This is a genomic window from Microbacterium sp. NFH-22A-Y, from assembly GCF_021401375.1.
GTDB classification, from domain to species: domain Bacteria; phylum Actinomycetota; class Actinomycetes; order Actinomycetales; family Microbacteriaceae; genus Microbacterium; species Microbacterium hominis.
On the sequence record NZ_JACBGF010000002.1, the window covers coordinates 551,775 to 574,727 of the forward strand.

Below are 22,953 nucleotides of genomic sequence, written 5' to 3' on the forward strand. Positions count from 1 at the left end.
CCCCCCGCCCCCGCGACCCGCTATCCGTTCGCCGAACCGCCACCGCGCGGCCCGTCCGGAGCGTGGCGGCTCGGCCGGGACGTGGCGGCTCGGCGGAGGGGCTATCCGGGGGTTTTGTTAGCATGGCCGGGTCGTCGACGTCGTCGGGGACCGGGTCCGTGAGATGACTGAGGGGTGCCATGACGCGCAGGCTCCCGTCTGCGCCGCCGCAGCTGCCGGGGCTGGACTATGTGCGTCCACTGGGGTCCGGCGGTTTCGCCGACGTCTTCCTGTATCAGCAGGACATGCCCCGGCGCGCCGTCGCGGTGAAGGTGCTGCCGGCGGGGGAGCGCGATCCCGATCTGCTGCGCATGTTCAACGCCGAGGCCGACGTGCTCGCGCATCTGTCCGCGCATCCCGCCATCGTGACCGTCTACCAGGCGGGCATCTCGGCCGACGGGCGCCCGTACATCGTCATGGAGTACTGCCCCGGCTCGCTCGCCCAGCGCTACCGCATCGAGCGGATGCCGGTCGACGAGGTGATGGCGGTCGCCGTGCGCCTGGCGGGAGCGCTGGAGTCCGCGCACCGGGCGGGGCTCATCCACCGCGACATCAAGCCGAGCAACATCCTCGTCACGAGCTTCGGGTCGGCGGTCCTGGCCGACTTCGGCATCTCGTCGTCGCTGCAGCGCAGCGCGGCCTCCGACGTGCTCGCGATGTCGATCCCGTGGAGCGCGCCCGAGGTCGTCGCCGAGCACAGCGGCGGCACGATCGCGAGCGAGGTGTGGAGCCTCGGCGCGACCGTGTACTCCCTGCTCGCCGGGCACAGCCCGTTCGAGCGTCGCGAGAAGGAGCAGAACACCCGCGAGCTCATGCGGCGCCGCATCGCTCGCGCGACCTTCGTCCCGATCCCGCGCCCCGACGTCCCCGACGCGCTGCAGCAGGTGCTCGCGACGGCCATGACCCGCGATCCCGACCGTCGCTACGCGTCGGCGAGCGCGTTCGGTGAAGCCATCCGCGACGTGCAGCGGTCGGTCGGACTCGCGCCGACGCCGCTGGAGGTGCCGACCCAGGAGTGGATGCCGGCATCCGACGCCGTCGACTTCACCGACGTGTCCGCGCGCGGCCCGGCCCGCAGCCGCGTGGCAGAGGGCCGGCGCCGCGTTCCGACGGATGCCGTCGCGCGCCGCACCCCCAGCGCCGAGGACGACGCGACCGGGCTCAGCGCCTCGGAGCCGCGCAGGTTGTGGTCCCCGCGCGTGATCGTGCTCTCCGTGGTCGGCGCGATCGTCGCGGTGGGCGGGCTCCTCGCCGCCGGGGCCGCACTGTGGACGGTGATCGGCCCATGAAACGCGGGACGGTCGTGGGCCTCGCCGCCGCGGGCGCGGCGCTGGCGCTCATCGCCGGCGTGAGCGTGGTCTGGCCGGGCCTGGACGCCCAGCGCACGCCGCCGCGTCAGACCACGGCGTGGGTGCTGCAGGCCGACTCCCTGCGCTATGCCCGCGTGAACACCGCGATCGGTGAGATCGACACCGTGCGCGCCGTCAGCAACCCGAGCCGGATCGTCGGCGCCGCCGACGCCGCCTACATGTTCACCGACAGCGACGCGAAGGTCGTGCGGATCGACGACGCCGCGCCGGTCGATCTCGATGCGGACGGCCTGCGTTCGGCGACGGCGGCGCCGGCGGGGACCGCCGACATGGACGCCTCCGGCGACATCGTCGCCTACCGCACCGACGCGGGGACGGTGTTCGTGGGCAGGCTGTCGGCGGGACCGGCGGCGGCGGTCGACGTGGCGGCCTCGGTGGCGGTGGCCGCCGAATCGGGCGGCACGGTCTTCAGCTATTCCGCGAGTGCCGGCACGGTGGCCCGCATCGACGCCGCCACCGGGAGCGTCCTGGCCACCGACACCGTCGCGGCCACGGTGGAGCGGCCCGTGCTCACGGGCGCCGGCGACGACTGGGTGCTCGTGGAGACGGGCGGGGCGGACGCGGGGCGGTTCTGGACGCGCGGCGGGAGCGGACGCGTGCCGATCGCCGGAGCGACGGCGGTGGGGCGTGCTTCGGCCGACGGCGACGCGGTGTACGTCGCCGACGAGTCCGGGCTCGTGCGCATCCCGGTGTCGGGCGACGGCGCGGAGCGGGTGTTCGGTGACAGCACGACCTCGCGCGGCACGCCGGCGCGCCCCGTCGTCCGCGAGGGCGTCGTGAGCGCGGCGTGGCTCGGCGAGGGCACGCGTGGCGGCACGCTGTGGACCTCGACCGGCGCGGACGTGCCGCTGGACTACGCCGGGCAGGGGCTCGGATCGCAGCGCCGACCGGTGTTCGTGGATGCCGGCGACGGCGTCGTCCTCAACGACGCCCGATCCGGGTGGGTGTGGTCGGTGCCCGACGGGCGGCTCCTTCCGTCGAGTCAGAACTGGGACATCGAGGACGACGTCCAGACCGCCCCGAAGACGAACGACCAGAAGCCGCCGCCGGTCATCGACCCGCGTCCGCCGGTGGCCCAGGACGATGCCTTCGGGGTGCGCCCCGGGGCTCTCGTGAGCCTGCCGGTGCTGCTGAACGACCACGATCCGAACGACGACGTGCTCGCCGTCGATCCGGCATCCGTCACGGGGCTGGACCCGGCCTTCGGAACGGTGACGACCACCGACGACCGCCAGCGCCTGGCGGTGCGGGTCGCGCCGGGGGCGTCGGGGACCGCCGCCTTCTCCTACGCCGTCACCGACGGGACCACCGCCGACGGGCTGCTGTCGCCGCCGGCGACCGTGACGCTGCGGGCGGTCTCCGACGAGGACAACTCCGCCCCGGTCTGGTGCGGCGTGGAGGCGTGCCGGCAGGACTGGCCGAGCCCGGAGGTGGCCCCCGGCGGAACCGTCAGCGTGCCCGTCCTCGGCGACTGGGTGGATCCCGAGGGCGATCCCGTGCTCCTGCTGTCGGCGACCGATGACTCCGGGCTCGGGCAGGTCGCCACGACGCCGGAGGGCGATGTCGTCTTCCAGCACCACGACACGGGTGTCGAGGGCGAGCAGGCCGCGTCGGTCACGGTGACCGTGGCCGACGTCCGCGGCGCCACGGCGACGCGGCAGCTCGTGATCCGCATCCGCGACGACGCGCAGCCGGTCGTGCAGTCGTTCGCCGTCGTCGACGTGGCCGGCTCGCGCGTGTCGGTCGACGTCGCGCCGCACGTGACCGGCACGGCGGGTGACCTCACCCTCACGGCGGCGCGCGTGCTCGACGACGCCGCCGCGACGGCGACGGTCGTCGGCGGCTCGACGACGTTCGACTTCGCCGCGGCATCCCCGGGCGCCTACCGCGTGGCCGTCACCGTCTCGGCGGGCGGACGCGAGGCGACCGGCACGGTGCGCCTCACACTCCTGGATGCCGCGGGTGCCGCGAACCTGTCGACCGCGCCGGTCGTCGCCTTCGTCCGGCCGCAGGCGGATGCGACGGTGGACGTGCTGGCCGCGGTGACCAACCCGACGCGGCGCGTGCTGCTGCTGAGCGATCCGGTCATCCGTCCGGCGACCGGAGCGTCGCTGTCCGCCGACATCGTGGCCCAGAGTCAGCTGCGGGTGTCGGGGACGACGCCCTCGGGCGAGTCGGGGCTGCTCGGCACCGTCTCGTACCGCGTCGGCGACGGGACGACCGACGACGGCTCGTCGGTGATCGGCGAGGCCACCGTGTACCTGCTGCCCTCCGCCGACGAGCAGGCGCCGATCGCGGTCGATGACCGTGTGGTCGTCCGCGCCGGCTCGCAGATCGACATCCCGGTGCTCGACAACGACGTCGCCGCCGTCGGGACCCGGCCGCGGCTGGACCCCGAGTCGATCGTCTCGTCGAGCCCTGACGCCCTCGCCTTCGCGGCGGGGGACGTGCTGCGCTACCTGGCGCCGACGACGCCGGGCGACTACACCGTGGAGTACCGCGCGTTCACGACCGGGGCCCCGGCCCTCGGTGACATCGCGACGGTCCGCATCCGCGTCGCGGGCGACGAGAGCAACCGCGATCCGCTGCCGCGCACCCTGTCCGGCCGTGTGCTCAGCGGCCTGTCGACGACCATCCCGTTCAGCGGCTTCGGCATGGATCCCGACGGCGACGTCGTGCGGCTGGACCGCATCGTCGACCAGCCGGCGCACGGCTCCGCCGTGATCTCCGCGGACGGGGCGTCGATCGTCTACTCGAGCGTCGCCGGCAGTTCCGGGCAGGACTCCTTCACCTATCGCGTCGTCGACCCGTCGGGTCGGAGCGCCATCGGCACCGTGCGGGTGGGAGTGCTCGACGGCGAAGCCAGCCCCGCCCCCGTCACCTACACCGACTACGTGCAGGTGCAGGCCGGCGACGGCAACGTCATCCGCGTGCATCCGCTCGCGAACGACATCGATCCCCTGCAGGGGCGTCTCACGCTGGAGCGCGTGCGCCCCGACGTGCCCGAGTTCGCGCTCGACGGCACGCCGACCGCCGAGTTCGCGCGGCTGCAGGATCGGATCGTCGCGCAGAGCGAGGACGCGCTGACGATCGCCGCCGGCGCGTCGCCGGGGACGATGTCGTTCCTGTACGACGTCGTCTCCTCGTCGGGCAACACCGCCCGCGGCCTCATCGTCGTGAAGGTGGTCGCCCAGCGCGTCGCCGACTTCCCGGTCGTCTCCGACACCGTGCTCAGCGCCGACGGACGCGACGACCTGGCCCGCGGCATCGACGTGCTCGCCGGCAAGGCGGTGTGGTCCGGCGGCGACACCGCCGAGCTCACGGTCGGGCTGTGGGGCGCCCCGGCCGGGATCACCGTCGACGGCACCCGCCTGCGTGGCAGCGTGGACGACGGCGCGCACCTCATCGCGTTCTCGGTCACCGGCCCCACCGCGGCCGGACCGGTGACCACCTACGCGTTCCTGCGGATCCCCGCCGTCGCCGACGCCCCGCTCACCCTCCGGCCGGGGTCGCCGCCGTTGACGGTGGGGGAGAACGGCCAGGCCGACGTTGACGTCAGCACGCTCGTCGCGGTGCCGCGCGGGCGCACGCTCGAGATGTCCGACGAGGTGCGCGCCTCCGGTGCGCGTGCGGCCGCGACGTGCACGGTGGTGTCGGGCACGACGCTGCGCTACACCGCGGGCGCGGACGCCCCCTGGACCGACGCCTGCCTCGTGCCGGTCCGGCTGTCCGGCCAGTCGACGTGGACCGTGCTGTCGATCGCGGTGGTCGTCACCCCGCTCGACCCCCAGCCGCGGCTGTCGCCGGCGGCCCTCGAGGTCGCCCCCGGCGACACCCAGGTGTTCGACCTCGGCGCGATGACGACCTGGCAGGGCCGTCCCGAGGCGATCGTCTACCGGATCGACGGCACACCGGCATCCTTCGACGTCTCGTTGCAGGGCGCCCAGCTCACCGTCCGCGGGCGCGACGCCGCCGTTCCCGGAACCGTCGAGGGCGTCGTGGTGCAGGTCGCCTCGCACCCGGGCGTCGCCCCCGCCCGCATCTCGCTCCGCGTCGGCGCCGCGCCCTCGACCCTCCCGCAGGGCGGCGCGGTGCAGCAGCAGTGCAGCCAGGCGGCCGGCAGCTCGTGCACGATCGACGTCATCGGGGCCAACGGCGAGGTCAACCCGCTGCCGAGCACGCCGTTGCAGGTGGTCGCGGTGGCGCCGGCGGCGGCGTGCACGGGGGTCACGTTCGCGGTCGTCTCGCCGACGAGCGTCGTCGCCAGCTGGACCGACGACGCGCCGGGTGCGGCCTGCGCGGCGAGCTTCACGGTCCGCGACGCGCAGGGGCGCCAGAGCGCGAGTGCGCGCGACGGGCGCATCCTCCTCGACCTGCAGGGCTTCCCCCGCGCGCCGGCCAGCGTCGCGCAGTCCGCGTATGCGGACGGCAGCCTCACGCTGCGAGTGGACCCCGGACCGGCGCAGGCCGCCTATCCGGCTCTCACCGGCTTCGAGGTGCGTCAGGGCGGGCAGCGGGTCGCGGTGTGCACGCCCCAGGGCATCTGCCCGCCGATCAGCGCGCCCAACGGCGAGCAGCGCTCCTACGAGGCGGTGGCCGTCAACGCCGTCGGCGCCTCGCTGACGTCGGTGCGCACCACCGCGTGGGCCTACGATCCGCCCGCCGCTCCGACGGGCGGGAGCGCCGTCCCCGTCGTGGCGGGCGCGGACGGCGGCGTCGCGGCGCTGACGCTCACCGGTGTGGATGCCGCCGACACCGGCGCACTGCAGATCTCGAGCCCCTCCGGCGAGACGCGCACGATCGCCGTCGCCGCCGATCAGACCCAGGTGTCCGTCCCGACGTTCCGCGTCGGCGCGAACACCGCGACGCCCGTGACGGTGACCCCGGTCTCCCGCTACGCCGTCCCCCCGGGCCTTCCCGGCCCCGCGATCGGGAGCATGACGGTACAGGCCTACGGCATCGGCGCGCCCACCGGGGCGGCGCTGAGCCTGACGGCGGTGAACGTCGGCGGCGGCCGGGTCGACATCACCGCCGTCGGCACGGCGTCGCCGGGCGGCGACAATGCGCGCGTGCGCTACGGCATCGTGCGCGTGGACGGCCCGCCCGCCGCCGACGGTCCGGTCTCGGCGGACAGCTGTCGCACGAGCGAGGATGGCGCGCGGCGGGTCTTCGGCGACCTTCCGGACGGCCGGCTGTACACCTTCGTGCTCTGCGTCGAGTCCTGGTACGACGGGACGTCGTTCGGGCGGGCGACCGTCACGCAGCAGGTGCGCGCCACGCAGAGCGGCGCCGCGCCCACCGGCTACACCTTCGTGGTCGGGCCGACGGCCCACGTCAGCGGCAGCGGGAACGACGCCGGCCGGGCGACCTGGACGATCGATCAGACGCCGACCTCCCCCGAGACGCCGCCGAACGAGAACGACGTCGTCTTCCGGGGACTGCCGAGCAGCGTGTTCGACAAAGACCCCGGGATCGAGGTGCGCTACGAGCACAAGGACGGCTGGTGGCAGTCCGCCTGGGGGGCGGTGACCCCGGCGCCGGGCAGCGCCCCGTACCAGGTGCAGGCCTCGTGGACGCTCGGATCCTGCACGGGCGGAGCGACGCTCGAGCCCTCGGGCAGCTCGAGCGGCTCGCGCGCCGACATCGCCTTCGACGCCGCCGCCATCCGCTACTACGACCGCAACGACGCGCTCATCGCCCCCGGCGCCGACCCGTGGACGGTGCCGGCGGATGCCGCGCGCGTCGCCGGCATCCAGGTCGTCGTCGACTGGTCCGGCCAGGGCTGGAACCTGTCGCCGGCCACCGCAGAACTGTCCACCCGCTGCACGCCCTCCACCGCGCCCGACCCGGCCGGCTGACCCCCACGGAGTCCCCCATGACGATCACCACCGAGCAGGCGACCTGGTTCGCGCAGACGTTCGCGCAGCTCGCCGACAACGTCGAGCGCGCCGTCCTCGGCAAGCGCCACGTCGTCGAGCTCGTGCTCACGGCGATGCTGAGCGAGGGGCACGTGCTCATCGAGGACGTCCCGGGCACGGGCAAGACGTCGCTCGCGCGCGCGGTCGCGCAGTCGGTCCAGGGCACGACGACGCGCATCCAGTTCACGCCCGACCTCCTCCCGGGCGACATCACCGGCATCACCGTGTACGACCAGAAGACGGGGGCCTTCGACTTCCACGCCGGTCCGATCTTCGCCAACATCGTGCTCGCCGACGAGATCAACCGGGCGAGCCCCAAGACGCAGGCCGCCCTGCTGGAGGTCATGGAGGAGGGGCGCGTCACCATCGACGGCGTCTCGCGCACGGTCGGCGCGCCGTTCCTCGTGCTCGCCACGCAGAACCCCGTCGAGCAGGCCGGAACGTACCGGTTGCCCGAGGCGCAGCTCGACCGCTTCCTGCTGCGGACGGCGCTCGGCTACCCCGACCACGCGGCGACGGTGCGCATCCTCGACCGCGCCGCGGTGCCGATCGCGGACCTGCCCGCCGTGATCACCCCCGGCGCGCTGGTCGGGATGACGGAGCTCGCCGCCGACGTCTACGTCGACGCGCTCGTCCTGGACTACATCGCCCGGATCGTCGACGCGACGCGCGCCGCGGACGAGGTGCGCTTGGGGGTGAGCATCCGCGGCGCCCTCGCGCTCACGCGCGCGGCGCGGGCCAGCGCCGCCTCGCACGGCCGCACCTACGTCACCCCGGACGACGTCAAGCGTCTGGCGGTGCCGGTCCTCGCCCACCGCCTCATCCTGCACGCGGAGGCCGAGTTCGACGGGGTCACGCCCGAGGCCGTGGTCGGGCAGGTGCTGCTCGACGTCGCGCCGCCCACCCGCCGGGAGCCGGTGTGACGCTCGGCGACAGCCGCGCCCTGCCGGCCGAGTCGCGGCTCACCCGGACGTCGGCCGGGGGCCTCACCGGGGAGCGCACGGAGGTCACCGCGCGCCGCGGCCGTCGCCTCGTCGGCGCGGCGCTGCGGGCGTCGCGCGCGTGGACGACCGTGCGCGCCGGCGCGCACGTCGTGGTCCAGTGGGCGCGCGCGACCGTTCGTCCCGCGGGCGCGCTGGTGATCCTCGCCGCCACGGCGGGACTCGCCGCGGGCATCGCCTTCGGCTGGGTCGAGGCGATCGTCGCGGGTGTCGCGGCCCTGACGCTCCTGATCCTCGGCATCCCCTTCTTGCTGAACGCACGGGCGTACGAGGTGGGCCTCGTGCTCGACCGGCTGCGGGTCGTGGCCGGAACTCCCGCCCGGGCGACGGTCGAGGTGCGCAACGTCGGGTCGCGCACGGCCCTTCCGGGGCGCATCGACGTGCCGATCGGGGCGGGCCTGGTCGAGTTCGGCGTCCCGCTGCTCGCCCCCGGCGCCGTGTCGCGGCATGCCCTGGAGCTGCCCCCTCAGCGCCGCGGCGTCGTGCGCATCGGACCCGCGACCACGATCCGCTCGGATCCCCTCGGCCTGCTGCGCCGGGAGCACGCGTTCGAGGAGGTGCAGGAGCTGTTCGTGCACCCCCGCACGGTCGCCGTCCCCTCGTCGAGCGCGGGCCTCATCCGCGACCTCGACGGCAGTGCCACGCGGCGGCTCGTCGACGCCGACATGTCCTTCCACGCCATCCGCGAGTATGCGCCCGGAGACGCCCGCCGCCAGATCCACTGGAAGTCGACCGCCAAGACCGGCCGGCTCATGGTGCGCCAGTACGAGGAGTCCCGGCGGTCGCGGATGGCGGTCGTGCTCGGCCTCGCGGCGGGCGAGTACGCCTCGGACGACGAGTTCGAGCTGGCCGTCAGCGCCGCTGGCTCCCTGGCCCTGCGCGCCGTGCACGACGCGCGCGACCTCGACATCGTCGTCGGTGCCGAGATCCCGCGCGTCGTCCGCGGCCGCCTCCGCGCGATCCGGCACATCCCCGCCGGCTCGCCGCGCGTGGTCCTGGACGGCTTCAGCGGCGTCGAGCGCCTCACCGAGACGATGTCCTTCCCCGAGGTCTGCCGCCTCACCGCGGAGGCGAACGAGCGGCTGTCCGTCGTCGTCCTCGTGGCGGGCTCCGGGGTGGGGCTGGCGACGCTGCGTCTGGCGGCCCTGGCCTTCCCCGCGGATGCCGCGGTGATCGCGGTCGTCTGCGACGAGCGCGCGCATCCGCGCACGCAGGCGGCCGGTCCGCTGACCGTGCTCACGATCGGCACGATCGAGGACCTCGCCGGGCTGCTGCTGAGAGGCGCACGCTCATGAGGATCGTCGCCGGCGGGATCTACGCGCTCGTGGCGGTGGTGCTCGCCGCGGTGGCGGCCTGGCCCCTCTACCGCTCGCCGGCCTTCCTGCTGCTCGTCGCCGTCGCCGCGGTGCTCGCGGCGGCCGTCGCGGCCCTCGTGGCGTGGCGGCGCTGGAGCGGGTGGGCCGCCGCGGGACTGCTCGCCGCGACGATCCTGATCGTGGGTGTACCGCTGGCCGTGCCGGCTCGCACCGGCTCCGCGGAGGACGTCGTGCACGGACTCGGCGAGCTGGGCGCCGGTGTGCTGTGGGGGTGGAAGGACCTGCTGACCGTGGAGCTGCCCGTCGGCTCCTACCGCAACCTCCTCGTCCCCGCGCTCGTCGTCTTCCTCGTCGGCACCGCCAGCGTGCTGCTGCTCGCTTGGCGCACGGATGCGCTCGCGGTCCTCGCCGTGCCGGTCGCCATCGCGATGGCGGCGTTCGGACTGCTGTTCGGGCGTGCCGAGGTGAGCGCGCCGCTCGTCGTCGGCGCGGTGACGCTTCGCGCACCGGTCGAGACGGCCGTGGGTGCGGGGGTCCTGCTCAGCGGCGTGCTGTGGCTGGCGTGGCGCACGCGCGACGGGCGGCGGCGCGCCCTGCGTCGTGCGGCCGACGACGCGGGCGCGCGCCTCGGTGCGGCGACGAGCCGCGGGCGAGGGCCCGCGCTGCGGCGTGCGGCGCTGGGGGCCGGGATGGTCGCGATCGCCACGGTCGCGGCGCTCGCCGTCCCCGCGGTCGCCGCCCCCGAACAGCGCGACGTGCTGCGCGGCGTGACCGGCCCGCGGGAGGAGATCTCGCAGGCGGTCAGCCCCCTGAGCTCGTACCGCGCCCTGTTCGCGGACGCGCGCATCGACGAGGAGCTCTTCCGCGTGTCCGGCGAGGCCGTCCCCGACCGGGTGCGGCTGGCGGTCCTCGACGCCTACGACGGCGCCGTCTTCCGCACCGACGCCGCCGGCGATCCCTTCGTGCGCCTCGCGTCGGCGCGCCCGATGGTGGCCGGCGCCCCCGTGGACGCCGTCTTCTCGATCGGGGCGCTGGACGGGCTCTGGATGCCGTCGGCGGGCGTCGTGGCATCCGTCTCGTTCACGGGCCCGCGCGCCGGCGTGCTCGCCGACGGGTTCTACGTGAGCGACGCGCGCGACGCCGCTGTCGAGACGGCCCCCTGGCAGGACGGCGACGAGTACCGTCTGCGCGCCGCGGTGGCGCCGGCGCCGGCGCTGGCTTCGGTGTCGGCGCCGGGCGGGCAGTCCGCCGCGAGCGGAGCGTCGGATGCCGCGGGCGGCGCACCGGCGGCTCCGGCGAGCCTGCGCACGTGGGTGCAGCAGCACGCGACCGGCACGGGAGGCGCGGCCCTGGAGGGGATCGTCGCCCTGCTGCGGGAGCGCGGCTACCTCAGCCATGCCCTCACGGGCCAGGACGGCGGCGCCGCCTGGATGCGCGAGCTGTCCGCCGCCGGCGGGTACCGCTTCGCCCCGAGCGCGTCGGGCCATTCGCTCGCCCGCATCGACGACATGTTCACGGCGCTGCTGGCCCGTGAGGCCGACCCGGCCGCCGCGGCATCCGATGACCTCGTGGCCGCCGTCGGCGACGACGAGCAGTTCTCCGTGGCCGTCGCGCTCATCGCCCGCGAGCTCGGCTTCCCGGCGCGGATCGTCGTGGGCACGCGTCTGTCGTCGACCGATCCGGATGCCGCCGCGTGCACGGACGGGGTGTGCCGGGCCGGCGACGTGTCGGCCTGGGTCGAGGTGCGCGCGTCGACGGGGGAGTGGATCCCCGTCGACGTGACCCCGCAGCACACCCGCCCCCCGCAGCGCGAGGTGACGGAGCAGCCCGACCCGCAGATCGCGACCTCCGTGCGTCCCGACGGCGTCGACGAGGTGCAGCCGCAGCGTCCCGCGCAGGAAGACACCGCCGCCCCCGCCGACCGCTCCGACGCTCTGGATCTGCGCGGACTGTGGACCGCGCTGGGCGTCGCCGGCGGTGTGCTCGCGGTCCTGCTGGTGCTGGCGGGGCCCTTCCTCGCGATCGTGATCGCCAAGGCCGTGCGCCGTCGCCGCCGCCGCCGGCAGGAGGCTCCGGCCGCGCGCATCGCGGGCGGATGGGACGAGTACCTGGATGCTGCGACCGACGCGCGTCGTCCGCTGCCGGCCGCCGCGACGCGCACCGAGATCGCCGCCGCGCTGTCGCGCCCGTCCGCCGGCGGCCTCGCGCGCGCCGCGGACGAAGCGGTGTTCTCGGCGCGCGTGATCGACGCGGACGAGGCCGACGCGTTCTGGCGGATCGTCGACGAGGAACGCACCGTGCTCGCACCGACCCGGTGGCGCCGGCTCCGTGCGGCCGTATCGTTGAGATCGTTCGTCCCGCGATCGTTCCGGTCACACTTCGAGAGGGGGAGTCGCGCGGCATCCCGCCCGCGGCGCACCGCATGAACGCACCCATCGGCGACTCCGTCGGCGCCCTGCTGGGCCTGGTCGCCGTCGGCGTCGGGCTCGCCCTGTACGTCTGGACGGCCCTGGCGCTCGCGGCGATGTTCCGGAAGATGGGCGACGAGGCCTGGAAGGGCTGGGTGCCGTTCTTCAATCAGGCGACGGTGCTGGCGTGGGGCGGCTTCAGTCCCTGGCTGATCCTGCTCCTGCTCGTCCCGGTCCTCGGCCCCGTCGCGGTCTGGGTGCTGCTGATCGTCGCCGCGCACCGCATCAACCCCGGATTCGGGTACGGCGCCGGCATGACCGTGGTCTCCGCCGTGCTGTTCGTGGTCTGGGCGAGCATCCTCGGATTCGGTCCGGCCCGCTGGCTGGGTGCCCGCGCCGGGGGATCGCGTTCCGAGGGCGCGTCGCGCGCCGCCACTCTCGGCGGCGTCTTCGCCGCCGAACCCGCATCGCCCGCGCCGGTCGTGGTCTCCGTGCTGCCGACGGGGCCGTTCGTCCCGGAGCCGCCGTTGGCCGCGCCCGCGGATGCCGCCGCCCCGGATGCCGCCCCCGCGCGCGGTCGCGCGGACGCCGACGCGGACGAGGCCGACGACGACCTGGTCCGCCTGTTCGCGCCGCCGCCCTCCGCGCCGGCCGCGCAGTGGACCCCGCCCGACACGACGACCGCGCCGCCGGAGTCCGCGGCGTCCGTCCTCGACGACCGCCCGGCGGATGCCCCTCTCGTCCCCGATGCGTCCGCCGCGGATGCCCCGGCAGCGTCCCTCGAGCCCGCCGCCGCGGTGGGGCCCTCGCCCGTCGTCTCCCCGCCGGCGGCCACGCGCCCCGCGGCGCCCGCGCCCGTGTCCGCCGCGGCCGTCGTCGCCTCGTCCGCCGAGGCCGGCCCTCCCTCCGACGACGACGCATGGCCGTCGGAGATCGACGACGTCTCGGCGATCGCGCCGTCGCCGTTCCCGCCGAGCTCGGGCGCCGGGTGGCGCCACGCGATGCCGCCGGTGACCGAGGACGCCCCCATCGACTTCGTGCCGGGCCGGCGCAGCACGGCGCTGCCGTCGCCGTCGGAGCAGGCGGCCGCGCCGGCGGACGCGCCCGTCCAGCGCGTCTCGGCGGCGGAGGCGGCGGCCCGTGCCGCCGTGCCCGAGCCGGCGCCCGCCCGGCGTGGGGAGCCCGAGGCCGCGACGGATGCCGCCCCGCCGGCCGCCGCCCGGCCGTCCTCGGAGGCGCCGGAACCCGAGCTGCGCCGCGCCCGCCCGTGGCCGGCGTTCGCGGTCGCCCCGAACGAGCCCGACGGGTTCCCGGAGCTGTCGGGAGAGGTCTCCGCGGTCATCGGCTCGCCCGCCGCCGGGTCGCCCCGTTCGGCCGCGGGCGCCGTCGCCGCCCAGCACCGCCGCGGGGACGCCGGCGACGACGACCTCGATCAGACGATCATCACGCGCCGGGCCCGCAAGCCCACCTGGCAGCTGGTCCCGGTCTCGGGCGCCCCCGTGCCGATCACCTCGGACATCGTCATCCTGGGGCGCCGACCCTCCGGCGACGCCGCCTTCCCGCGCGCGCAGCTGGTCGCGGTGCCGGGGGAGGCGCTCACCGTCTCGAAGACCCACGCGCGCCTCGAACGCCACGACGACGTGTGGACCATCACCGATCTGGCCTCGACCAACGGCGTGCTCGTGCGCACGCTGATGGGCGAGGAGGTCGAGGTCGAACCCGGATCGAAGATCGACGCCGGCGAGCGCTTCTTCCTGGGCGACGAAGAGTTCCATCTGCAGCGTCTCGATCACTGAGCGGGGGCCCGCGCGACGGCATCCGTGGGCCGTGCGGCGACTCACCGGGCGCGTTTGCCCGAGTTCGTCATACGGCGTAGTATTGACCGGGTGTGCGCGTATGCGCGCCCTCCGCCGTGCCACGGCCTGCGGAGGGGGCGGGTGCACACAGCGGGACCGGTCTGCGAACAGGCCGCCCCCACGGCATATCCACCACACACGCTCGGCACACCGCCGCGCCGGTGGATCTGTGGTGAAACCACCATCGCTGTCACCGTGCAGCACCCGTGCGGACGAGAAGACCGCACGGACTTACAAGGAGAGAACGTGCCAACCATTCAGCAGTTGGTTCGCAAGGGTCGCTCGCCGAAGGTCACCAAGACCAAGGCTCCCGCCCTGAAGTCGAACCCCCAGCAGGCGGGTGTCTGCACCCGCGTCTACACGACCACGCCCAAGAAGCCGAACTCGGCCATGCGCAAGGTCGCCCGTGTGAAGCTCCGCAACGGCACCGAGGTCACGGCCTACATCCCGGGTGAGGGCCACAACCTGCAGGAGCACTCGCTCGTGCTCGTCCGTGGAGGCCGTGTCAAGGACCTCCCCGGTGTCCGCTACAAGATCGTTCGCGGCGCCCTGGACACCCAGGCCGTCAAGAACCGCAAGCAGGCCCGTAGCCGCTACGGCGCCAAGAAGGGCTGAGTCCGATGCCTCGCAAGGGACCCGCACCTCGCCGCGTCGTCGTCAACGACCCGGTCTACGGTGCTCCGATCGTCACCCAGCTGGTGAACAAGATCCTCGTCGACGGCAAGAAGTCGCTCGCCGAGTCGATCGTCTACAACGCCCTCAAGGGCGTCGAGGCCAAGAACGGCCAGGATGCCGTCGCCACGCTCAAGAAGGCGCTCGACAACGTCCGCCCCACCCTCGAGGTCAAGAGCCGCCGCGTCGGTGGCTCGACCTACCAGGTGCCGGTCGAGGTCAAGCCGCACCGCGCGAACACCCTCGCGCTGCGCTGGCTCGTCAGCTACGCGAAGGGTCGTCGTGAGAAGACGATGACCGAGCGTCTGCAGAACGAGATCCTCGACGCCTCGAACGGCCTCGGTGCCGCGGTCAAGCGCCGCGAGGACACCCACAAGATGGCCGAGTCGAACCGCGCCTTCGCGCACTACCGCTGGTAACGCGTTTCGACTCGCTGCGCTCGCTCAACGACCGGCGGGGCCCACCCCCCCCCGGTCGTTGAGCGAGGCTCGCAGAGCCGAGTCGAAACGTCCGCAACCCGAAACCACACGTAAGGACACCCCGTGGCACAAGAAGTGCTCACCGACCTCAACAAGGTCCGCAACATCGGCATCATGGCGCACATCGATGCCGGCAAGACGACGACGACCGAGCGCATCCTGTTCTACACGGGTGTCAACCACAAGCTGGGCGAGACCCACGACGGCGCCTCGACCACCGACTGGATGGAGCAGGAGAAGGAGCGCGGCATCACGATCACGTCGGCCGCCGTCACCTGCTTCTGGAACAAGCACCAGATCAACATCATCGACACCCCGGGCCACGTGGACTTCACGGTCGAGGTGGAGCGCTCGCTCCGCGTCCTCGACGGCGCGGTCGCCGTCTTCGACGGCAAGGAGGGCGTCGAGCCCCAGTCCGAGACCGTCTGGCGTCAGGCCGACAAGTACGACGTGCCCCGCATCTGCTTCGTCAACAAGATGGACAAGCTGGGCGCCGACTTCTACTTCACCGTCGACACCATCGTGAACCGCCTCGGTGCCAAGCCGCTCGTGCTGCAGCTGCCGATCGGTGCCGAGAACGACTTCGTCGGCGTCATCGACCTCGTCGAGATGCGTGCCCTGGTGTGGCCCGGCGACGCCAAGGGTGATGTCACCATGGGCGCCAAGTACGAGGTCCAGGAGATCCCGGCCGACCTGGCCGACCGCGCGGCCGAGTACCGCGAGAAGCTGCTCGAGACGGTCGCCGAGACCGACGAGGCGCTGCTCGAGAAGTACTTCGGCGGCGAGGAGCTCACGCTCGCCGAGATCAAGGGCGCGATCCGCAAGCTCACCGTCGGCGGCGAGCTGTACCCCGTGCTCTGCGGCTCGGCGTTCAAGAACCGCGGCGTCCAGCCGATGCTGGACGCGGTCGTCGACTACCTGCCGTCGCCCCTGGACGTGCCCGCCATCGAGGCGCACGACCCCAAGGACGAGGAGAAGGTCATCGAGCGTCACCCCGACGCCAACGACCCGTTCGCCGCGCTCGCGTTCAAGGTGGCGGTGCACCCGTTCTTCGGTCGCCTCACCTACATCCGCGTGTACTCCGGTCACCTCGACTCCGGCGCCCAGGTCATCAACTCGACCAAGGGCAAGAAGGAGCGCATCGGGAAGATCTTCCAGATGCACGCCAACAAGGAGAACCCGGTCGACTCGGTCACCGCGGGCAACATCTACGCCGTGATCGGCCTCAAGGACACCACCACCGGTGACACCCTGGCCGACCCCGCCGAGCCCGTCGTCCTCGAGTCGATGACCTTCCCCGAGCCCGTCATCGAGGTCGCCATCGAGCCGAAGACCAAGGCCGACCAGGAGAAGCTGGGCACCGCGATCCAGAAGCTGGCCGAAGAGGACCCGACCTTCCGCACCGAGCTCAACCCCGAGACCGGTCAGACGGTCATCAAGGGCATGGGCGAGCTGCACCTCGACATCCTCGTGGACCGCATGAAGCGCGAGTTCAAGGTCGAGGCCAACGTCGGCAAGCCCCAGGTGGCCTACCGCGAGACGATCAAGAAGGCGGTCGAGCGCCACGACTACACCCACAAGAAGCAGACCGGTGGGTCGGGCCAGTTCGCGAAGATCCAGTTCGCGCTCGAGCCCCTCGAGGTCACGGCCGACAAGACGTACGAGTTCGAGAACAAGGTCACCGGTGGCCGTATCCCGCGCGAGTACATCGAGCCGACCAACCAGGGCTTCCAGGACGCGATGAACGTCGGCGTGCTCGCCGGCTACCCCATCGTGGGCGTGAAGGCGATCCTGCTCGACGGTGCATCGCACGACGTCGACTCGTCCGAGATGGCGTTCAAGATCGCCGGTTCGATGGGCTTCAAGGAGGCCGTCCGCAAGGCCGCCCCCGCCATCCTCGAGCCGCTGATGGCCGTCGAGGTGCGCACGCCCGAGGAGTACATGGGCGACGTCATCGGCGACCTGAACTCGCGTCGTGGCCAGATCCAGTCGATGGAGGACGGCTCGGGCATCAAGATCGTCCGCGCGCTCGTCCCGCTGTCGGAGATGTTCGGCTACATCGGCGACCTGCGCTCGAAGACCTCGGGCCGGGCCGTGTACTCGATGGAGTTCGACTCGTACGCCGAGGTCCCCAAGGCCGTCGCCGACGAGATCGTCCAGAAGAACAAGGGCGAGTAACGCTCTGGATGCCGTGCGCAGGGCCGTCTGCGCAGACGGCCCCGCGCACAGCATCCGCACAAACTGAATACAGACCCAGTCGTCTAGACTGACACCCATCCCCGTAGAGCACCGGTCGCAATCCAGCGCCCGGAACCTCTACACGAATGTCCTGAGGAGGACCCAGTGGCCAAGGCCAAGTTCGAGCGGACCAAGCCGCACGTCAACATCGGAACGATCGGTCACGTCGACCACGGCAAGACCACGCTCACCGCTGCCATCTCGAAGGTGCTCGCCGACAAGTACCCGTCGGCGACCAACGTGCAGCGTGACTTCGCGTCGATCGACTCGGCTCCCGAAGAGCGTCAGCGTGGTATCACGATCAACATCTCGCACGTCGAGTACGAGACCCCGAAGCGCCACTACGCGCACGTCGACGCGCCCGGCCACGCCGACTACATCAAGAACATGATCACCGGTGCCGCTCAGATGGACGGCGCGATCCTCGTGGTCGCCGCCACCGACGGCCCGATGGCGCAGACGCGTGAGCACGTCCTGCTCGCCAAGCAGGTCGGCGTGCCCTACCTGCTCGTCGCGCTCAACAAGAGCGACATGGTCGACGACGAGGAGATCCTGGAGCTCGTCGAGCTCGAGGTCCGTGAGCTCCTCAGCTCGCAGGACTTCGACGGCGACAACGCCCCCGTCGTTCGCGTCTCGGGCCTGAAGGCTCTCGAGGGCGACGAGAAGTGGGTCGAGTCGATCGTCGAGCTGATGAACGCCGTCGACGAGTCCATCCCGGACCCGGTGCGCGACAAGGACAAGCCGTTCCTCATGCCCATCGAGGACGTCTTCACGATCACCGGCCGTGGCACGGTCGTCACGGGCCGCGCCGAGCGTGGCACGCTGGCGATCAACTCCGAGGTCGAGATCGTCGGCATCCGCCCGACGCAGAAGACGATCGTCACCGGTATCGAGATGTTCCACAAGCAGCTCGACGAGGCCTGGGCCGGCGAGAACTGTGGTCTGCTCCTGCGCGGCACCAAGCGTGACGACGTCGAGCGTGGTCAGGTCGTCGTCAAGCCGGGTTCGGTCACGCCGCACACCGACTTCGAGGGCACCGCGTACATCCTCTCCAAGGAGGAGGGTGGCCGTCACAACCCGTTCTTCACGAACTACCGCCCGCAGTTCTACTTCCGCACCACGGACGTCACCGGCGTCATCACGCTGCCCGAGGGCACCGAGATGGTCATGCCCGGCGACACCACGGAGATGTCGGTCGAGCTGATCCAGCCGATCGCCATGGAAGAGGGCCTCGGCTTCGCGATCCGTGAGGGTGGCCGCACCGTCGGTGCCGGTACCGTCACCAAGATCCTGAAGTAAGCACTTCGCACCGACGACGCCTCCGGGAGCCTCGCGCTCCCGGAGGCGTCGTCGTTTCCGGGGGTCCGCCCCCTATTGCTCGACGTCGTCTGCGGCCAGAATGGCAGCGAGCGCGCCCGCGCCGCATCGATCGACGAAGAGGGGACGGCCATGGGGCTGGATGACATCGTGAATCAGGGGAAGCAGTTCCTCGAGCAGAACAAGGACAAGATCGACGAGGTGATCCACTCCGACAAGGCGGAGGAGGTCAGCGACAGCGTCCTCGACGCTGCGGCCGACTTCGTCAAGAAGGTCGCCCCGGACCAGTTCGACGCGAAGGTCGACGAGGTGCGCGACCAGGTCGACGGCGCCATCGGCAACTGAGTTCGAGAAGGGTCGGATGCCGCGGCATCCGGCCCTTCGTCGTGCCGTGTCGAAAACGAGATCAAAACCGACTTGACGCCGGGACCCGGACCGCTTAGCGTCGACCTTGGTCAGTACGACGCCGGGGGGCTGAGACCGACTGGACGAACTGTGGGGGTTCGTTCCGCCGCACCACGAAGAGAATGCGTGTGTGCACGGTGACAGGTTGTGGGGGCATGAGCGCTGCTCGTGGATTTATGGGGGACGTTCGGGGGACCCGAGCACACTCGCCGCGGTACGGGATCTCCGGCCGCGCGCCTCTCGCTCCTGCCGGCGATGGACGAATCGCCGTCGACGTGGATGCCGGGGGGCTTCCGCGTCGACGCCGTCCGCGCCGTGGCGTCGTCCTCGATGCCGCGCGTCCGCGTCGGGGGGACGCGGCGCGCTGAGACCCGGGACGCGTGATCGGGGGGTCGCGCGTCCCGCGGAGACCGGGAGGGGTGGGCTTTCCCCAAGGGCCCACCCCTCCCCTTTTTTGTGCCGTGATGCGGCGCCCGCGGACGGATGCCGAGGCCGCGCGCCGTCCGCGACACGCCCGGGTTTGCGACACGCCCGGGAGGCACGTAGACTAGACCAGTTCCACATTCCTGCGTGCGCGAAAGCGCGGCGCGGGATCACTGCCAGGGCAGTGCATAGGCGGCGCATCCTCTTCACGAGAACGCGCAGTGACCTAGGCCGCGGGCAGCAGAACACGACAATCCGACTCCACCCGGAAACGGGATCCGTGCGCGTGCGCGCGGCGGTCGGGACTGACATCAGAACAGTGGTGCGCAAGTGCCCGGCACAACCCTGTGCCCTGTGCGTCCAATGCCCCCGAGGTACGACGCGAGAAAGAGAGTGAGCAGACAATGGCGGGACAGAAGATCCGCATTCGCCTGAAGTCGTATGACCACGAGGTCATCGACACGTCGGCGCGCAAGATCGTCGACACGGTGACCCGCGCAGGCGCCACCGTCGTGGGCCCCGTGCCCCTTCCGACCGAGAAGAACGTCGTGTGCGTCATCCGGTCGCCCCACAAGTACAAGGACAGCCGCGAGCACTTCGAGATGCGCACCCACAAGCGCCTGATCGACATCATCGACCCGACGCCCAAGGCCGTCGACTCGCTGATGCGCCTCGACCTCCCGGCCGACGTCAACATCGAGATCAAGCTCTGAGGTCCCGGTCATGGCACACATCAACGAAAAGGTTTCCAAGGGCCTGCTCGGCACGAAGCTCGGCATGACCCAGGTCTGGGACGAGAACGGCAAGCTCGTTCCCGTCACCGTCATCGAGGTGGCCCCCAACGTGGTCACCCAGGTGCGCACGCCGGAGCGCGACGGCTACAACGCCGTCCAGATCGCCTACGGCCAGATCGACCCGCGCAAGGTCAACCAGCCCCTGACGGCCCACTTCGAGGCCGCCGGCGTGACCCCTCGCCGCCACCTCACCGAGGTGCGCACCGCGGATGCCGCTGACTACTCACTCGGTCAGGAGCTCACCGTGGACGCCACCTTCGAGGCCGGCCAGCTGGTCGACGTCGTCGGCACCAGCAAGGGCAAGGGCACCGCGGGTGTCATGAAGCGCCACAACTTCAAGGGCGTCTCCGCCTCGCACGGTGCGCACCGCAACCACCGCAAGCCCGGCTCGATCGGCGCCTCGTCGACGCCGAGCCGCGTCTTCAAGGGCATGCGCATGGCCGGCCGTATGGGTGGCGAGCGCGTGACCGTCCTCAACCTCACGGTGCACGCCGTCGACGCCGAGAAGGGTCTGCTGCTCGTCAAGGGCGCCGTCCCCGGTGCGCGCGGCCGCATCGTCTACGTCCGCAACGCAGTGAAGGGTGCCTGATCATGGCTGACTCGACTCTCGCGCTCGACGTCCACAGCCCCAACGGCAAGAAGGCCGGCTCGGTCGAGCTGCCCGCCGCGCTGTTCGACGTCAAGACGAACATCCCCCTCATCCACCAGGTCGTCGTGGCGCAGCTCGCCGCGGCTCGCCAGGGCACGCACTCGACCAAGCGTCGTGGCGAGGTCTCGGGTGCCGGCCGCAAGCCCTTCAAGCAGAAGGGCACGGGTAACGCCCGTCAGGGCTCGATCCGCGCGCCGCACATGACCGGTGGTGGCATCGTCCACGGCCCGAAGCCGCGCGACTACGCCCAGCGCACCCCCAAGAAGATGATCGCCGCCGCCCTGCTGGGCGCGCTGAGCGACCGTGCTCGCGGTGGCCGCCTCCACGTCGTCGACTCGTTCGGCATCGAGGGCGCCCCGTCGACCAAGGCCGCTGCGGCCGTCCTCGCCGAGCTCGCGCCGACCAAGAACGTCCTGGTCGTCATCGAGCGCGGCGACGAGCTGAGCGTCAAGAGCGTGCGCAACCTCGCGTACGTCCACGTGCTCACGTTCGACCAGCTGAACGCCTACGACGTTCTCGTCTCCGACGACATCGTCTTCACCAAGGCCGCCTACGACGCGTTCGTCGCGTCGAAGAGCGCCACCACCGAGGAGGTCTCGGCATGAACGTCTCCGTCAACAAGGACCCGCGCGACATCATCCTGAAGCCGGTCGTCTCGGAGAAGAGCTACGGGCTCATCGACGAGGGCAAGTACACCTTCCTGGTGGACCCGCGCGCCTCGAAGACCGAGATCAAGCTCGCGATCGAGAAGATCTTCGGCGTCAAGGTCGCCGCGGTCAACACGCTCAACCGCACGGGCAAGGCCCGCCGCACCCGCTTCGGCACCGGCAAGCGCAAGGACACCAAGCGCGCCATCGTCACGCTGAAGTCGGGCACCATCGACATCTTCACGGCCGTCGGCTGACAGCTGGGATAGAGGACAACCAACATGGCTATTCGCAAGTACAAGCCCACGACCCCGGGTCGCCGCGGTTCGTCGGTGGCAGACTTCGCCGAGATCACGCGATCGACGCCTGAGAAGTCGCTGCTGCGCCCGCTGTCGAAGACCGGTGGCCGCAACAACCAGGGCCGCATCACCACCCGCCACATCGGTGGCGGCCACAAGCGCCAGTACCGTGTCATCGACTTCCGTCGCAACGACAAGGACGGCGTCGACGCCAAGGTCGCTCACATCGAGTACGACCCCAACCGCACCGCGCGCATCGCGCTGCTGCACTACGTGGACGGCGAGAAGCGTTACATCCTCGCGCCGAACAAGCTGCAGCAGGGCGACGTCGTCGAGTCCGGTCCGGGCGCCGACATCAAGCCGGGCAACAACCTGCCGCTGAAGAACATCCCCACCGGTACGGTCATCCACGCCATCGAGCTCCGCCCCGGCGGCGGCGCGAAGATGGCGCGCTCGGCCGGCGCCTCGGTGCGTCTGGTCGCCAAGGACGGCCCCTACGCGCAGCTCCGTCTGCCGTCGGGCGAGATCCGCAACGTCGACGCGCGCTGCCGCGCCACGATCGGCGAGGTCGGCAACGCCGAGCAGTCCAACATCAACTGGGGCAAGGCCGGCCGCAAGCGCTGGAAGGGCGTGCGCCCGACCGTCCGTGGTGTCGCGATGAACCCGGTCGACCACCCGCACGGTGGTGGTGAGGGCAAGACGTCCGGTGGACGTCACCCCGTCTCTCCTTGGGGCCAGGCTGAGGGTCGCACCCGCCACGCCAACAAGGAAAGCGACAAGTACATCGTCCGCCGTCGCAACGCCGGCAAGAAGCGCAAGTAGGAGTAGAGGAAGATGCCTCGCAGCCTGAAGAAGGGCCCCTTCGTCGACGAGCACCTGCTTCGCAAGGTCGTCTCGCAGAACGATGCCGGCACCAAGAACGTCATCAAGACCTGGTCGCGCCGTTCGATGATCATCCCCGCCATGCTGGGACACACCATCGCCGTGCACGACGGACGCAAGCACATCCCCGTGTTCGTGTCCGAGACCATGGTCGGTCACAAGCTGGGCGAGTTCGCGCCCACCCGCACCTTCCGCGGCCACGAGAAGGACGACAAGAAGGGTCGCCGCCGCTGACGCGGT

17 protein-coding genes are annotated in these 22,953 nt (G+C 72.0%); all 17 read left to right on the forward strand.

What is annotated here, in order from left to right:
• The first annotated feature begins 179 nt into the window (after positions 1-179).
• The gene (locus tag L0965_RS08425) at positions 180-1,328 is read left to right on the forward strand and encodes a serine/threonine-protein kinase (RefSeq protein ID WP_060958400.1); all 1,149 of its coding nucleotides are present in this window, start codon (positions 180-182) and stop codon (positions 1,326-1,328) included.
• On the forward strand, positions 1,325-7,267 hold the full coding sequence (locus L0965_RS08430) for an Ig-like domain-containing protein (RefSeq protein WP_101306896.1): 5,943 nt from the start codon (positions 1,325-1,327) through the stop codon (positions 7,265-7,267). Before L0965_RS08425 ends, L0965_RS08430 begins: the two co-directional genes overlap by 4 nt.
• 17 nt (positions 7,268-7,284) lie before the next feature.
• Complete coding sequence (locus L0965_RS08435) at positions 7,285-8,250, forward strand: MoxR family ATPase (RefSeq protein WP_101306895.1); 966 nt, start codon at positions 7,285-7,287, stop codon at positions 8,248-8,250.
• Entirely contained in the window at positions 8,247-9,623 is a 1,377-nt protein-coding gene (locus L0965_RS08440; RefSeq protein ID WP_101306894.1) for a DUF58 domain-containing protein, read from the forward strand. The genes L0965_RS08435 and L0965_RS08440 overlap by 4 nt, the downstream gene beginning before the upstream one ends.
• Positions 9,620-12,070, forward strand: a complete 2,451-nt coding sequence (locus L0965_RS08445) for a transglutaminase-like domain-containing protein (RefSeq protein ID WP_101306893.1) — start codon at positions 9,620-9,622, stop codon at positions 12,068-12,070. The genes L0965_RS08440 and L0965_RS08445 overlap by 4 nt, the downstream gene beginning before the upstream one ends.
• Entirely contained in the window at positions 12,067-13,848 is a 1,782-nt protein-coding gene (locus L0965_RS08450) for a DUF5684 domain-containing protein (RefSeq protein ID WP_101306892.1), read from the forward strand. Before L0965_RS08445 ends, L0965_RS08450 begins: the two co-directional genes overlap by 4 nt.
• A 306-nt stretch (positions 13,849-14,154) precedes the next feature.
• Complete coding sequence (gene rpsL / locus L0965_RS08455) at positions 14,155-14,523, forward strand: 30S ribosomal protein S12 (RefSeq protein ID WP_017201609.1); 369 nt, start codon at positions 14,155-14,157, stop codon at positions 14,521-14,523.
• A gap of 5 nt (positions 14,524-14,528) precedes the next feature.
• Entirely contained in the window at positions 14,529-14,999 is a 471-nt protein-coding gene (gene rpsG, locus L0965_RS08460) for a 30S ribosomal protein S7 (protein WP_005050524.1), read from the forward strand.
• A 123-nt stretch (positions 15,000-15,122) separates the two neighbouring features.
• Entirely contained in the window at positions 15,123-17,237 is a 2,115-nt protein-coding gene (gene fusA, locus L0965_RS08465; RefSeq protein ID WP_060960248.1) for an elongation factor G, read from the forward strand.
• A 165-nt stretch (positions 17,238-17,402) separates the two neighbouring features.
• Positions 17,403-18,596 carry an elongation factor Tu gene (gene tuf, locus L0965_RS08470; protein WP_060960249.1) on the forward strand — a complete coding sequence of 398 codons (1,194 nt, stop codon included), beginning with the start codon at positions 17,403-17,405 and terminating at the stop codon, positions 18,594-18,596.
• 150 nt (positions 18,597-18,746) lie between these two features.
• Complete coding sequence (locus tag L0965_RS08475) at positions 18,747-18,959, forward strand: Rv0909 family putative TA system antitoxin (protein WP_060960346.1); 213 nt, start codon at positions 18,747-18,749, stop codon at positions 18,957-18,959.
• An 887-nt stretch (positions 18,960-19,846) separates the two neighbouring features.
• Positions 19,847-20,155 (forward strand): 30S ribosomal protein S10, encoded by a 309-nt coding sequence (gene rpsJ, locus L0965_RS08480; RefSeq protein ID WP_005050520.1) that lies wholly within the window; start codon positions 19,847-19,849, stop codon positions 20,153-20,155.
• A gap of 10 nt (positions 20,156-20,165) precedes the next feature.
• Positions 20,166-20,825 carry a 50S ribosomal protein L3 gene (gene rplC / locus L0965_RS08485; RefSeq protein WP_060960250.1) on the forward strand — a complete coding sequence of 220 codons (660 nt, stop codon included), beginning with the start codon at positions 20,166-20,168 and terminating at the stop codon, positions 20,823-20,825.
• A 2-nt stretch (positions 20,826-20,827) separates the two neighbouring features.
• On the forward strand, positions 20,828-21,490 hold the full coding sequence (gene rplD / locus L0965_RS08490; protein ID WP_060960251.1) for a 50S ribosomal protein L4: 663 nt from the start codon (positions 20,828-20,830) through the stop codon (positions 21,488-21,490).
• Entirely contained in the window at positions 21,487-21,789 is a 303-nt protein-coding gene (rplW, locus tag L0965_RS08495) for a 50S ribosomal protein L23 (protein ID WP_060960252.1), read from the forward strand. The genes rplD and rplW overlap by 4 nt, the downstream gene beginning before the upstream one ends.
• A 24-nt stretch (positions 21,790-21,813) precedes the next feature.
• A complete protein-coding gene (gene rplB / locus L0965_RS08500; RefSeq protein WP_060960253.1) occupies positions 21,814-22,653 on the forward strand; it encodes a 50S ribosomal protein L2 in 840 nt (279 codons plus the stop codon).
• A gap of 12 nt (positions 22,654-22,665) precedes the next feature.
• Positions 22,666-22,947: a 30S ribosomal protein S19 gene (gene rpsS, locus L0965_RS08505; RefSeq protein WP_005050512.1), complete on the forward strand. Its 282-nt coding sequence runs from the start codon at positions 22,666-22,668 to the stop codon at positions 22,945-22,947.
• Positions 22,948-22,953: the final 6 nt, after the last annotated feature.

Coding starts and splice junctions, on each gene's coding strand:
- rplB (WP_060960253.1), top strand. CDS start 21,814: ATGGCTATTCGCAAGTACAAGCCCACGACCCCGGGTCGCCGCGGTTCG.
- L0965_RS08475 (WP_060960346.1), top strand. CDS start 18,747: ATGGGGCTGGATGACATCGTGAATCAGGGGAAGCAGTTCCTCGAGCAG.
- L0965_RS08425 (WP_060958400.1), top strand. CDS start 180: ATGACGCGCAGGCTCCCGTCTGCGCCGCCGCAGCTGCCGGGGCTGGAC.
- rplC (WP_060960250.1), top strand. CDS start 20,166: ATGGCACACATCAACGAAAAGGTTTCCAAGGGCCTGCTCGGCACGAAG.
- L0965_RS08445 (WP_101306893.1), top strand. CDS start 9,620: ATGAGGATCGTCGCCGGCGGGATCTACGCGCTCGTGGCGGTGGTGCTC.
- rplW (WP_060960252.1), top strand. CDS start 21,487: ATGAACGTCTCCGTCAACAAGGACCCGCGCGACATCATCCTGAAGCCG.
- rplD (WP_060960251.1), top strand. CDS start 20,828: ATGGCTGACTCGACTCTCGCGCTCGACGTCCACAGCCCCAACGGCAAG.
- rpsS (WP_005050512.1), top strand. CDS start 22,666: ATGCCTCGCAGCCTGAAGAAGGGCCCCTTCGTCGACGAGCACCTGCTT.
- L0965_RS08435 (WP_101306895.1), top strand. CDS start 7,285: ATGACGATCACCACCGAGCAGGCGACCTGGTTCGCGCAGACGTTCGCG.
- rpsJ (WP_005050520.1), top strand. CDS start 19,847: ATGGCGGGACAGAAGATCCGCATTCGCCTGAAGTCGTATGACCACGAG.
- L0965_RS08430 (WP_101306896.1), top strand. CDS start 1,325: ATGAAACGCGGGACGGTCGTGGGCCTCGCCGCCGCGGGCGCGGCGCTG.
- rpsG (WP_005050524.1), top strand. CDS start 14,529: ATGCCTCGCAAGGGACCCGCACCTCGCCGCGTCGTCGTCAACGACCCG.
- L0965_RS08450 (WP_101306892.1), top strand. CDS start 12,067: ATGAACGCACCCATCGGCGACTCCGTCGGCGCCCTGCTGGGCCTGGTC.